Genomic DNA, 12,663 nt, shown 5'->3' with positions numbered 1-12,663 from the left:
GAGCACATCTTAGTGTCAACGGCTCATATATCTTGAACAGAACGCTGTTCCGTTTGCGAAGGCATATCTACGAGACATTCAAGAAGCATTAACCGGAAATCGGAGCCAGGGCCGCAATGAAATCGGGGCAACGAAATCGGGGTCAGAGTTAGATTTCTCTTGTGCTGCCCTTTCTATCGTCATCCCCGGGCGTGACCCGGGGATCGGGTTCGACTGGGCTATGTCTATCAGTCGCCGGCTGATGCCCGGGTCACGCCCGGGCATGACGTGACGATCGGAAATGGCACTTTGCTCCCGAGTTCCAGTCCCCGATTTTCCATGAAGCGCCGCACTGACAGGGTGGATTGAATGGTCGAAGAAAATCAATACGCAGTGGAATGGGCCAAGATGCTTCCCGCCAATGGATTTAAATGGGGGGGCGCACAGAAATATGATCCGCGCCTGCCAGATGGGCAATGGATCGTCCATGAGAGTGGCTTTGAGATAAGAGGCGGCGGGCAAGAGCGTGAGCCAACCGACGTAATCTGGTTTTATATCCAGTATTCCCGTGGTCCAATTCGTTTTCGCTTCCGCGCATGGAGGTTAAATGGAGCCTATGACAGCCGAATCTGGCATGTTGCAGATCTCGGTATGGATCCAGATGCTCCCGACTATACGGCGCTCAAAAAGTTGACCGGACTGAACCGGGCCGACATGGTGCAGGCGGCTGAAGATATCCGTCGGGCGATGTTCTACTACCTGGCGTCAAAGCCAGACAATGTCGTGGTCGATGACGACCAATGGGACATCCATCTCGGTTGAACGATGTACGAAAATCGCACTCTGCCCCTAATTTCCCGCCCGGCTCCCGCGCAACGCGCAGGAAGATCAAAGAGAGGCAAGGCTGCTTTGACGAACGAAAATCGCACTCTGCCCCCGTTTTCTATGCGATTTCCCCACACGAAGAGAGCGGTTTTCATCTCTGCTCCTGCGAGAAGCGCAATATGACCTTCCTGTCAGGGCACGGGAGAAGTTAGATGCAAACCCACGAACTGCGGAAAAGCGCAATGACATCACTCACAGTCGGTCGTCAATCCTTAGAGCAGAACAATGCTTACAAAAGAGATACCGCTCTTGGATTCGCTATTTGGCATGTCGCGCAACACGGTCAGGGGTTAGTATCCTGTTTCTTAAGGGGACCTCGTGCCCTTTGGCGCATGCTCGTCATGCTGTCTTTGCTTGCAGTCGTAGTTTTGATTTTCGGTTGCACCGCGGAAGTACATCCAGACAAATTCAAGAGTTCGCGTGTAGCTGCCTATGGCATCGCCCTTGATAGCCAGACTATCAACCAAACTCTTGGTTGGCTTGAGGAAGAGCAAGCGCTCAGATCATCGCTGGCTGGCTCCCCTGATATTCAATTTGCAGCATATGAAGAATCTGCGCTTTTCGGGCCCTCAGGAAGTCAAAGCGACGCCCAACCTGCAAAAGGTCTTAGAGCTGTAGTACGTATAAGCTCCTATCGGTTGCCGATAGCAGGAGATTACCGAAGTGATCAGCAAGCGGACCTCCCATCGACAGGTGACATTGATAGTGGCGCGATGGCGTCTGGCATTCCATCCCCCTCAGACCTGTTGCACAGTCCTAGCGGACGTCAGATCAGAAAGACTCTCGCTACCGCCTCGCAAGTAGATTGCGAGATAATAATGTGGGGTGAGCATAACAAGATGGCAGTTCTTGAGATTAGCCTGAACAGAATTGCCTCATTTCGTATCACTGCATTTCCTCAAGCGACAGTCTCGACGGATCTCGCACGATTGACGCAATCGAAGCACGCGATTCAGCAGTGTTATCGAGCTCTGCTCAATGAGCTGAGTGTTCGCTAGATAGATTGGTTAGTCCGAATTGAAGTTGGAGTTTATGAACAATGGCGACCGTAAAGTTTGATGCAATTCTTGCGCCATTATGGCGCAAACGCCCCCAGACTCGGGGCATAGGTTCATGCATCCTAGAAGGTGTCATCTAACACCACTAGGAAGCAGAGATCATGACCACATACGCAATCAGCGGACTTAAACAGAAGTACAGCGAGCTACAGGACGAGCGAGCAAATTTGCAGGCTCGCATCAAAGAGATCGACACCAGTCTTTTGACGCTGTCGAGTGCGATCAAGCTGATCGACCCGGAAGTTGAACTCAACAAGAGCACCGCGGCAAGCGCCAGGGCCACGCTGAAACAGTTGTTTGCGCGCAAAGAGGTTCTAACTTCCGTGCAGAATCAATTGCGGCAAGCGGCGGAACCATTGCCAGCATCGGTCATCTCCGACCGCGTTCTGGAAGCCAAGACGGATCAGGCATCGAACGACGTGAGGATACTGCTCCGGCGAGACGTGAGCGCTCTGCTGTCACATCTCTATCGGATGAAGGTCGTGGAGCGCGTCGCAAACGATGGCGCCATTCTGTGGAGGGTAGCGGCTTGACCGCTACCCTCCCGAGTTCCAGATGATTTCGCCAGGCAGCTTGTTTCCTTGCCAGTACCCCGTCATATGGCGCGATTGCGGGAGCCAAAGGACGGACTCAAGGAATCTCCTGGTTTGCCACTTGTTGGTTTTCCGCCGCATGTCTTCTCGCCATGCGAGCTCGGCCATGTACCAATCCCTGTACTTGTCCGACATCCGGTGATGAATGCCCTTCATCGAGCGCCGGGCGCGACTGAAGAAGGATTCGATCTGATTGGTCGATTCCTTGTTCTCGCCGACGTAGTGCTTGGAATGATCGGTCCGTTCAGTTTTCCGAAGCAATGCCAGGCTATCGTAAGCTCGGTTCTGATCGGACACGACCACCGCGTCTTCATCCACGAAGGTCGTCACAAGGGAGCTTGCGTCGCGAGCGTTTTCTGAAGTGGTGATGGCCGTCACCGTCCGTCCGCCACGGGCGCGAAGACCCATGACGAGCCTATGCCGCTGCTCTCGGATATTCTTCCGCTTTTCCTTGGCTTCGGGAGTCTCGTTGTCCTCTTTCTTGTTCTCCTTGCGGATATGCGGATTGATGTGCATGCCGTCGATCTCGACGACCCCGGACAACTTGATCCATTCACGCTCCATGCTGATGGCTTCGCGAATCTTCATCAGGAGAACCCAAGCGGATTTGTAGCTGATGTCGATTTCTCGGCTAAGCTGGAGCGCAGCCTTGCCCTTCACGCTATTGGCAGAGAGCAGCAGCGCCAGGAGGATTTTCTTGAAAGAGAGCTTGCGGGAAGCGAAGACCGTCCCACTGGTCGCAGTGAAGTCCCGACGGCAATGGACATCCGAGCAGCGGAAGCGCTGCCGCGTCATGTTATAGGCGTTAGGCCGCCCGCATTCAGGGCAAGCAGGTTTGCCCTCGCCCCAACGCGCCTTCAGGAACCAGTTGTAGGCGGTCCGCTCCTGCATGCAGGCAACGTCATGAACAGACAGTTCTCGGGCTGCCGTTGAAAGAAGAAAGTGCTGTCCCATGGCTCAACGCCACCGTCCGCATTGGGCGACGGCCGCGTATAGCCAAGCCCCCGATGAAGGGCTTCGCGATGGACACAGGCATGATGGCGACGATGGAAGGGATCATCTTCAGACTCCGAATAGAAATGCACAGCGGAACCGCGCCGGAGCGCCGTTCGGGGTTACTTGGCTATGTGCATGGTCTGAAGCATGGCTATTCCCCTAACAGATCCCTTCGCAAATGTCGATCGAAATCGAATTTTTCTCATTGTTATTCAATGACATACATTGAATTTGTCGCGAGTTTTATGGATCGCGCGAACCAGGAGCTGCAGTTTCCGGATTGATCCGCCGGACCACGCTGACTGCATCGCCTCGATCTCGACCTGGTCGAAGGGTGTTGCCCACACCGCATCCAGTCCTTGTTCCTCGTAGAGCGAGACAAGGATGCGGTTCGCCAGGGGGAGCAGATGTTCAGGCGTGGGCGACGGGAAGACGATGCGCCTGCAGCGGTCACGTAATGGTGCCGGAATGCCATTCATCGAGTTCGCCGTGCCGATCCACAACACATGCCTAAGGTCGACACCTGCCTGGATATAGGGGTCATGCCACCGCTCAGATGACTGTGGCTCCATCATGCTGAGGAGCGCATCCAGCAGGCTTCCGTTGTGTTTGCTAGTGCCGACCTTCTCGACCTCATCGAGCAGAATGCCTGGCGATGCCAGCATGTGCCGCTTCAGCAGGTTGACTGGCAGGCTTGCCTCTCCAGAGCTCCAACGCCTGGCTGTTCCGGCGAGAGAAGCGTCGCTCACGCCGCCGCAGCCATAGAGTTCGTAGGGGACGTTCAGCAGCTCGAACAGTCTCCGGCCGAATGCTGTCTTGCCGCCACCTGGTTCGCCGACGAAGATGGTCGGCCGGAAGGTCACATGGTCACGCCCTGACAGATCGTTGATGACAGTTTCGACGACATGTGCAGCGTATGGAAATTCTGTCACCAATGTCTTCCGAATAGCAGGCAGGTCTCGCACGGGAATCAGCGGTAGCGCTGTGTTCAAAACTGATTTGAACTGTTTGGCGATGGCCTTTCCCTCGGTTGTTTCCGGGCTGCCGATTTCCTTCATGACGACAACCGCGGGAACGGCATCTACATCGAATTCATCGGCTTCCTCATCGAAGACCGCTTTCTTCTTGATCTCTGCCAGCCTGGAAGTCGACTTGCTTTCCTCCAGTGCCTGTTGCGCAGCGGTTTGCACGAGAATCTTCGACGCCGTGTCGGTCTCCGCGACAATACGTTCGACCATTCTGCTACCGAGTTCATGCGCGATGACATGGCGCGGCCGCCAATAACGTGGGAAGCTGTTTGCCTTACCTGCCGCAACGAGAATCCAGCCAACGCCGACCGTGGCGAAGTCGAGAGCCTGTTCGCCTGGGGTTTCCAAGTGATCAGCGAGGGCGAAGCAGTATCCAGAGACCTTCCAGGCCATTTCGACGCTGCCGAGAATGGCGGCATAAAGTTCACATCGCCGAGCGCCTTCCTCCCAGAGCAGCGCGTGCTTCTGGTCGTCCTCGATGGTGAATCTCATTGCGGACGCCGCTGTCTGGCAGGTCTCGACATCGATCGCCAGCGTGAGAGCCAGGAGGGCATCGCGAGTGGGTTCGAACGTTCCCCAATGCGGCTTCTGGCGCGTCATCAGGCGCTGCGAGAAGATTTTGGCATCATGCTGCATGTCGCCACCGCAGAAGGGCTGCATCTGAAACAGCTCCTGCAGTGACGGCAGATGGAGGCCTGTTTCGGCCGCCGCGGATCGGCGTTGGAATGCTCGGGCGCGCCTGGCGCGGGCGATGATTTCTTCTTGGGCTACTTCGCTCATTGGTCTGCCTCCAACTCCTTGTGGGAGGCACCAAGGCGATACCAGCGCGAATAGGTTCTGGCCCAGCGTGCGGGAAGGTTAGCCGACCAGACTTGCGAGGTCGTGATTTCCTGAGTTCCAAATAACGGGTGTTCAACGACCGTGCCGAGCAAACATGGGGCCATCCGGGCGGATTCCCGCCATCCGACCAGCAGTGGAGCGTCTTTCAGGTCGTCATCGGTCGGGACTTCTCCGGCGGCGATCTTCTTGAGATCGGTGAGGAGAGCTTCGAGAGCTTTGATTTCTTGGTGCGCAGCGGTGAGCATGCGCCCTTGGTAAGGGGACTTCATCGGTTTCACCTGCAATGGGGTTCTGGTGGCCCTGGGACGGCCCAGGGCGGCGGCTATGCAGGTGAACGGGGAATGGAGCGGTTACAGAGCCACGACGCCACCTGCGGCCCGGCGTATTCGCAGGGTGCGGGTGGGAAGAGCCATCGGGGCGGCGATGTGGGTATAGCATTTCATGACTTGGAACATATGAGGAACAATCTCAAGGTGTCAAGACGGCTCTAACTGCCGATTTTGGTTGGGCAACCCTGTATTTCTACGTTATTTAATTGTAGAAATTGTCAACATTATCCCTGCCAAACTCGGAGAAATGCTTGGACACCGTACACAATCCTGACCGCTTTATGGCCGACCTCCGGCAAGTGCTGTCTCAAGGCAGAAAGCGCATCGCGCTGCTTGTCGGTGCGGGCGCACCATTGGCATTGCGGGTGGATAAGGACGGTAAGTTGGACGCCAAGGGCACCCCGCTTATTCCAGGTGTCGACGACCTTACCTCGAAAGTTCTTGGCGGGCTGAAAGGCGATGAACAGAAGGCCGCAGTTGCAGTTAAGGACGCCCTTGGCAAAACCGCGAATATCGAGACGATTCTATCGCGGATTAGATTGCTGGAAACCGCGCTCGGAACGACCAAGATTCATAGCCTCGACGGCGAGGGTTACAAAGATCTTGGGAAGAGCATATGCAAGCACATCGGAGCGATCGTCGGAGTCAGTCTTCCTAAAGAGCGTAATGGCTACAACGAACTTGTTGGCTGGATCAGTGGAACACTAAGGAGTCACCCAGTCGAGATATTCACAACCAATTACGATCTGCTGTTTGAGGAGGCGTTTGAAGCCGTTCACGCCCCATACTTCGATGGCTTCTCGGGAGGCCATGCTCCCTTCTTTGACCCAGTCACGGTAGCAGGTGACGACTTGCCACCGCGTTGGTCGAGACTATGGAAGCTGCACGGATCGATCGGTTGGGCACTTGAATTCGACCGGGTCATCCGCGGGCGAGGTAAGGACGCCACTCAGTTGGTCTATCCAGATCACCTCAAGTATGACCTCACACAGAAGCAACCGTACGCCGCACTTTTCGAGCGTTTAAAGACATTCCTTTTGACGCCAGACACGCTCTTGCTGATCGCCGGGTTTTCGTTTCGTGACGCACACGTTTGCGCCATCCTTGATGAAGCTCTTGCAATGAATGCCAACACTGCCGCATTGGCATTCCAATTTAAGACGCTAAAAGAGGAAGAGCCTGCCGCAAAGCTTGCCTTTGAAAGGCCGAACCTCACGGTGTATGCGTCGGATGGTGCAGTAGTCGGGGGTGTGCGAGGGCAATGGCAACCGGGCGAGCTACCCAAGAACTGGGCGGAGATACGTAGCAGTTTTTGGGGGCCAAGAACAAAGGACGCCGCTCCGAGCTTTCTGCTGGGCGACTTTTCAATGTTCTCCAGATTCTGCGCCTTATCGCAGGCTCAAGACTTCGCGGCGACACTCGACGCAAAGGCTGACGCCGATTCTCCTGCCGACGAGAAGGCCAAAGCATAGTGTCGAAGACCGATCCGACATTTCTCGGAACCGTAAGCACCGTTACAGGTGCTTCAGTTACCGTTCGTCTGGCTAAGTCCTTGGCGTCCGGCCTGGCTATCATTGGCGGCCACACCTACCGTGTCGGCCAAGTTGGTAGCTTTGTTCGAATTCCTCAAGGCTATCAAGACTTGTATGGCGTCGTCTGTGAGGTCGGCGCGTCAGCAGCTCCTCAACAGGTACAGGACGCGCAACTTGATCCAGCACGATGGATGCGGGTCGAGTTGGCTGGCGAGGCTATTGGAGACCATTTCGAGCGCGGTATCAGCCAGCATCCAAACATAAATGACAACGTCCATCTCGTGACGGATCGTGACCTTCATCGCATCTACAATTCTGCAGGTGACGACCAAATCCCAATCGGGACGCTATCGAGTGCGGAAAACATCACGGTTCGCCTGTCTCTCAATAGTCTCGTCACCCGTCATTCAGCCGTCCTTGGCTCCACTGGTTCCGGCAAATCGACCACCATAGCCAGCCTTCTGCGGTCAATTGTAAAGCCGACAGGCAGCGACAAGAAGATGCCTGGGGCGCGCATCCTGCTGCTCGATATCCACGGTGAATACACGTCGGCTCTATCGGATGTCGCCCAAGTGTTTAGCGCGCTGCCTCAGCCGGATCAGGATAATCTATATGTTCCGTACTGGGCACTTGAAGCTGGCGAACTCCTAGACTTCGTTGCTGGCGGCCTGAATGAAAATCAGGAAATTGCATTCACCGACAAAATTCAGGAAATGAAGGTGGCGCGTGTCGGGCAACCACCCGCGCTGCCGGGGATCGATCCCCAGTCCGTTACCGTCGATAGCCCGATTCCGTTTTCATTGAAGAAGCTGTGGTACGACCTTATCGACTTTGAGGTCACAACCTTCGTCGGACAACAACGTGACCAGCCTGCAAGACAAGATCCTGGCGACGCAGAAACGCTAACTCAGCCCAGGTACACACCACATGCGATGGGGAATGCAGGACCGTTTCTGAACACCGCCGCCAAAGGAATTCGCCGTCAACTCAACCTGCTTCGATCGCGTCTTCTCGACAAGCGATATGATTTCATCCTGCATCCCGGCCCATGGGAACCAGACCTGAATGGCAATGTCCGGGCTGACCTGGATGTCCTTCTGAAAGGGTGGCTGGGGCATGACAAACCGATCACCATCCTCGATCTTTCTGGTGTGCCAAGTGCCATTCTGGAGCGCCTGATCGGATCGATTCTTCGTCTGATCTACGAGGCACTATTCTGGAGCCGAGAGAAGACGGAAGGCGGCATACTCCGTCCTTTGCTCGTCGTCATGGAAGAAGCACATAGATATCTCGGACCGGAAAGTGGGACAGTTGCGGCCGACATCGTCAAAAGAATCGCGAAAGAAGGACGGAAGTACGGCATTGGCGCCATGATTGTCTCCCAACGCCCTGCCGAGATCGACGAGACCGTGCTCTCTCAGGCAGGAACTCTTATCGCCTTGAGGCTTTCAAACCCGGCAGATCGTTCCCGCGTAAAGGGCGCATTGCCGGATAACTTGTCCGGCTTGATGGACCTGCTCCCCGTTCTTCGAACCGGGGAAGCCATAGTCACGGGCGAAGCAGCCCGGCTTCCCGTCCGATGCCGAGTAGCGCTGCCTGCGGCCGAGCATCAACCAAAGAGCAATGACCCCGATGTGTCTGGTTCCTGGGCAACTAAGCGCGTTGCGGAGGGATACGATCGCGTGGTCGCGTCCTGGAGAGCCCAGAGGACCACTGCTGTTGCGGTCACAGTGCCTATTACACGCAACCCCGTGCAGGATGGACCCGATAATGGCGGAGAAGTGAAATGAATCGCGATCCAGTGGCTTCCACGAATGTGGCATCAGTTGGATATGATGCGGCGTCACAGACGCTCGAAGTAGAATTCACCAATAGCTCAATTTATCAGTATTACAACGTCGACGAAGCCATGTACGAGCAGTTCATGCAAGCGCCGTCGAAGGGGCAATTCTTGAATGTCTATATCAAGCCGTCGTATCCGTACTCGAAGGTTGGGTGATCTTGCCTGCCTTCGCAACAAGTAGTCTTGTTGGCCACAGACTTGATGTCTTTCTAGGTGCTGGAATGGTGCCTATCGAAGTTCAAAAGAAATTATCTTCAGCGCCTCGCTCACAAAAGCAGCGTCGAACTCCGTGGCCGTTCTTTCGCTTCTCGGTCGGTCGAACGCATTGAATGGAATTACCCTGCCGAAACTATTTTGCTCAAGCGCTCGATGAATAGCGGCCTTGGTGTCGTGATACCAGGCATCAGCGTACCCCATGGTCTCGATCAGAACTGAAGCGCGTTCGCCAGTTGCAACTCTGACGATTTTGATTTCGAAATCCGGGATCAGCACTTCCGCCCCATTCCCGTGAACTGGATTCATATTGAATAGGGGCTTGCGAATGGTGCTTTTCATGCCCATCCGCGCCAACTCATATTGAATTTGGAACAAGCATCGAAGCGTTACTCGTTCCGCGTCGCTATCGACCGGACACCAATGCTCGCTGCTCATTATCGGATGCAAGTAGGCGGCGACCCCACCGACCCACGGGTTGTTTCGTGTGAGCTGTGCGACACTTACCAATGCAAGATACGGAGGTCTGGCAAGTACCGTTTCTCCAACTTGTTCGCCGAACACACTGATCTTCCCATCAATTTGTATTGTTCGTTTCCCGAATTCTACAAACCCTGGTCGATGACCTGTCGCATAGCCAAGCAAGAATCCCTGTGGCCGCATGTCATTATGCCAAGGCATCTCTCTGATCTTCCGGGAAAATCGATCCGATGAGAACATGGAGAACGATAATACATCGATGAGTGGTACGCGGCCATTCGGACCATCAAGATTTATCTGCGAGATCGCCTGCGTCAGGGCCGAAACCTCTTGTTCCCTTGACGGCATCAGTATGTCTTCTGATGGGCTGCAGTAGATTTCGTTACGACGGCTTCTGGCAAGCAAATCCCACATAATCCTTTGCAAGCCATTTGCGGGTTTCCGCTTACTCAAACGCTTCACCCCCACTGCGGCACGAGCATCTCCTCGTTCGCGGAAGTTTGAACGCAAAATGTAGGTTACTGGGCCACCAGAGTAAGATGCGCTATAGGAGGCATGATCGGTCGCACCTCGGTAGAATGCACACGTCGTTGTGTGAGGTTCATGAGAGGCTCCCTCCATTCGACGAACGATGCGGCCTTCGACCGTTGTTAGGCGAGGTACATCTCCATTCGACGAGTCGCGACAGTCGCATCCCAGCCATCGATTATCATTCCTAATTCTGTCGTAATAGCGATTTGCCAATGCGGTCCAATTTTGCGGCAGCGCCGTCGGTGTCTTCCCAAACACGCATTTGAAAGCTTCGACGTGTTTCGACGGTATGTCGTCATGGAATCGAACGACCTTGTCCCTGTGCTTTGACAAGACGCGTTCAACAATTTCTTCAATGGTCGGCATGGATCGCGCTCAAAACTGCTGAAGCACGCTGACTAGCATTGATGCAGATAGAGCGCAAAATACAATATTTTAGCTAATTTGGGAGTCGATGGACCTCTGATGAGAGCGGTAGTGATGTGCGCCAGTTGATCCGGGCCTGAACTGCAGAAGAGCTATGCCAGATCATCTGAGCAGCCAGTATCTCGTCCGAACTACCCGCCGATCTCGCTCCATTCAATATCAAAAGAGCGTCGATCAATCTTTCATTTCCGATGATGTGGCTATCCATCGTGTCTACCGCCATAGTCATTGAAATGGCTTCCACGTTTCCGCGGAGGCAGTCGCTTCCATCTGCGGATGCCCACTCCGTCGATGCACGATCGAGCTCAGCAACCACATCGGCAGGGTCATAGAGGCCGTCACATGTAACGATGGGATGTCCACCGTCCAATTTCCACGTTCTCCAAGACCAGTCGCCTTGGTCTCCTCGCTGAAAGGCAACCCACTTATTCATCGGCCATGAATCTAACCGCAGCCAATAGCACTGGCCGACTACTCGCGAACGCCTTTCAACCCATTCTGCCTGTTCTTTTGTCATCGACTTCGACCCGAAACTCTATGATCTCAATGTCCTCTCCACTGAGAAAGAATCCCAAGGATCGCATCCCACGAAGCAAGAAAGGACAGGGATTGTAATTCCCAATCTTCCCCGGTCTCATTCTCGCCTTGGCGAGACCTCTTACTAATGCAATAGTTGATTATTGCCACTACACATCCACCTCTGGAGTTAATTGCTGGAGATCCACTTGCTGGCCAAGAAACTGACAGACTTATCCGCCTCGGATTTGCAGGACCTTGTCGAGAACAAGGTGTCAGAAAGCAGGGTGCTCGATTTCAAGACGGAGTACGGCCGCGACGATGGCCGCAAACGTGCAATCAACGACGATGCCAAGAAGGAGCTTCTTGCCGATGTCAGTGCGTTTGCAAATACATTGGGCGGGGACCTGGTGTTAGGCGTTAGTGAAGTCGCTGGAGAGGCAACCAATGTTGCTGGTCTCGACCTAGAAGATTCAGACGCCGAAATCCTAAAGCTCGAAGGCATCATCAGAGATGGAGTGGAACCACGCCTGCCCGGCGTTTCAATCCATGCCGTCAAGCTTGATAGTGGCCGGAGCGTGATCGTTATCCGAACACCCCGGAGTTGGATTGGCCCTCACAGAGTCGTAAATGGTCGAAAGTTTTGGGCTAGGAATAGCAAAGGCAAGTACGAGATGGACGTGACAGAGCTGCACCAGGCGTTCACCACTGCGGATGGTGTCTTTGATCGCATCAGAAAGTTCCGCTCAGATCGCCTCGCCCTGATCGCCGCCAATGAAGGAATGGTGCCTATCAAGAGTGGTGCCAAACTAGTGCTTCATGTCGTTCCATTATCGGCGTTTGTGAATCCCGTCCAACTGACATTCAATGACCGACGCGATCCGGGTATTCGCCCACCTGGTGCGAGCGGGTGGAATCAACGACATGCGTTCGAAGGCATCGGCAGCTATTCCGGTCCCGAAGAGCAATCTGGTCCATGTCGAGCCTACGGGCTGTTGTTCCGCAATGGAATTGTCGAAGCCGTTGCCGGAATTGAGTTTGGCGAAAATCGCAACCGCGTCATGGTTCCTGGGGATTTCGAGAGTTACATCGTTGGGGATGTTCCTCTGTATCTTCAAAGGCTCAAAAAGGATGGGGTGGAAGGACCATTTTATGTCCTTGCAACGCTCTTGGATGTGCGTGGCTATTCACTTCTAAATAGACAAAGACATGCAGATCCAATGCGCTCTCTTGGGAGAGATGCGTATTTATTTCCGGAACTGGAGCTGCAGGATACGAAGATCACAGACAAGGATTTCATGCCGCTCTGCGACCTCTTCTTTAATGCCTTTGGATACGAATGTTCTTGGTCGTTTACCGAATCCGGGGAGTACAAGGGAAACTGATGCGAAAGGTAATCGATCGAAGCGTGAGG

At 54.4% G+C, this 12,663-nt stretch carries 11 protein-coding genes; 7 read left to right on the top strand and 4 right to left on the bottom strand.

Annotation, left to right across the window (positions count from 1 at the left end; translation table 11 throughout):
- Positions 1-348: 348 nt before the first annotated feature.
- From ACE3PP_RS06390 to ACE3PP_RS06380, 3 genes are all read left to right on the top strand, one after another.
- On the top strand, positions 349-801 hold the full coding sequence (locus ACE3PP_RS06390) for a hypothetical protein (protein WP_374379364.1): 453 nt from the start codon (positions 349-351) through the stop codon (positions 799-801).
- Positions 802-1,046: 245 nt separating this feature from the next.
- Positions 1,047-1,862 (top strand): hypothetical protein, encoded by an 816-nt coding sequence (locus ACE3PP_RS06385; protein WP_374379361.1) that lies wholly within the window; start codon positions 1,047-1,049, stop codon positions 1,860-1,862.
- Between the two features lie 161 nt (positions 1,863-2,023).
- Positions 2,024-2,455, top strand: a complete 432-nt coding sequence (locus tag ACE3PP_RS06380) for a hypothetical protein (RefSeq protein WP_374379358.1) — start codon at positions 2,024-2,026, stop codon at positions 2,453-2,455.
- 3 nt (positions 2,456-2,458) lie between these two features.
- Here the strand turns inward: ACE3PP_RS06380 and ACE3PP_RS06375 are convergent, their stop codons facing one another.
- From ACE3PP_RS06375 to ACE3PP_RS06365, 3 genes are all read right to left on the bottom strand, one after another.
- Positions 2,459-3,469, bottom strand: a complete 1,011-nt coding sequence (locus ACE3PP_RS06375) for an IS1595 family transposase (RefSeq protein ID WP_374379355.1) — start codon at positions 3,467-3,469, stop codon at positions 2,459-2,461.
- 254 nt (positions 3,470-3,723) lie between these two features.
- The gene (locus tag ACE3PP_RS06370; RefSeq protein ID WP_374379352.1) at positions 3,724-5,319 is read right to left on the bottom strand and encodes an AAA family ATPase; all 1,596 of its coding nucleotides are present in this window, start codon (positions 5,317-5,319) and stop codon (positions 3,724-3,726) included.
- Positions 5,316-5,648 carry a DUF6634 family protein gene (locus ACE3PP_RS06365; protein ID WP_374379349.1) on the bottom strand — a complete coding sequence of 111 codons (333 nt, stop codon included), beginning with the start codon at positions 5,646-5,648 and terminating at the stop codon, positions 5,316-5,318. Before ACE3PP_RS06365 ends, ACE3PP_RS06370 begins: the two co-directional genes overlap by 4 nt.
- A gap of 311 nt (positions 5,649-5,959) precedes the next feature.
- On the opposite strand from ACE3PP_RS06365, the gene ACE3PP_RS06360 reads away from it, so the two are divergent.
- The 3 genes from ACE3PP_RS06360 to ACE3PP_RS06350 are packed head-to-tail and all read left to right on the top strand — an operon-like array spanning position 5,960 to position 9,239.
- A complete protein-coding gene (locus ACE3PP_RS06360) occupies positions 5,960-7,180 on the top strand; it encodes an SIR2 family protein (RefSeq protein WP_374379347.1) in 1,221 nt (406 codons plus the stop codon).
- A complete protein-coding gene (locus ACE3PP_RS06355) occupies positions 7,180-9,030 on the top strand; it encodes an ATP-binding protein (RefSeq protein ID WP_374379344.1) in 1,851 nt (616 codons plus the stop codon). Before ACE3PP_RS06360 ends, ACE3PP_RS06355 begins: the two co-directional genes overlap by 1 nt.
- The gene (locus tag ACE3PP_RS06350) at positions 9,027-9,239 is read left to right on the top strand and encodes a KTSC domain-containing protein (protein ID WP_374379341.1); all 213 of its coding nucleotides are present in this window, start codon (positions 9,027-9,029) and stop codon (positions 9,237-9,239) included. Before ACE3PP_RS06355 ends, ACE3PP_RS06350 begins: the two co-directional genes overlap by 4 nt.
- Positions 9,240-9,311: 72 nt before the next feature.
- Here ACE3PP_RS06350 and ACE3PP_RS06345 read toward each other — a convergent pair whose 3' ends face one another.
- Positions 9,312-10,673 (bottom strand): hypothetical protein, encoded by a 1,362-nt coding sequence (locus ACE3PP_RS06345; protein ID WP_374379338.1) that lies wholly within the window; start codon positions 10,671-10,673, stop codon positions 9,312-9,314.
- Positions 10,674-11,458: 785 nt separating this feature from the next.
- On the opposite strand from ACE3PP_RS06345, the gene ACE3PP_RS06340 reads away from it, so the two are divergent.
- The gene (locus ACE3PP_RS06340; RefSeq protein ID WP_374379335.1) at positions 11,459-12,634 is read left to right on the top strand and encodes a helix-turn-helix domain-containing protein; all 1,176 of its coding nucleotides are present in this window, start codon (positions 11,459-11,461) and stop codon (positions 12,632-12,634) included.
- Positions 12,635-12,663: the final 29 nt, after the last annotated feature.

Origin of the sequence: Dongia sp. (genome assembly GCF_041910485.1) — a bacterium.
Classification (GTDB): Bacteria; Pseudomonadota; Alphaproteobacteria; order Dongiales; family Dongiaceae; genus Dongia.
This window is presented reverse-complemented; position numbering and strand designations above follow the sequence as displayed.

Bases quoted from the DNA above. Each gene is read 5' to 3' on its own strand.
- ACE3PP_RS06350 (WP_374379341.1), top strand. From the start codon at position 9,027: ATGAATCGCGATCCAGTGGCTTCCACGAATGTGGCATCAGTTGGATAT.
- ACE3PP_RS06380 (WP_374379358.1), top strand. From the start codon at position 2,024: ATGACCACATACGCAATCAGCGGACTTAAACAGAAGTACAGCGAGCTA.
- ACE3PP_RS06385 (WP_374379361.1), top strand. From the start codon at position 1,047: ATGACATCACTCACAGTCGGTCGTCAATCCTTAGAGCAGAACAATGCT.
- ACE3PP_RS06365 (WP_374379349.1), bottom strand. From the start codon at position 5,648: ATGAAGTCCCCTTACCAAGGGCGCATGCTCACCGCTGCGCACCAAGAA.
- ACE3PP_RS06345 (WP_374379338.1), bottom strand. From the start codon at position 10,673: ATGCCGACCATTGAAGAAATTGTTGAACGCGTCTTGTCAAAGCACAGG.
- ACE3PP_RS06390 (WP_374379364.1), top strand. From the start codon at position 349: ATGGTCGAAGAAAATCAATACGCAGTGGAATGGGCCAAGATGCTTCCC.
- ACE3PP_RS06370 (WP_374379352.1), bottom strand. From the start codon at position 5,319: ATGAGCGAAGTAGCCCAAGAAGAAATCATCGCCCGCGCCAGGCGCGCC.
- ACE3PP_RS06375 (WP_374379355.1), bottom strand. From the start codon at position 3,469: ATGGGACAGCACTTTCTTCTTTCAACGGCAGCCCGAGAACTGTCTGTT.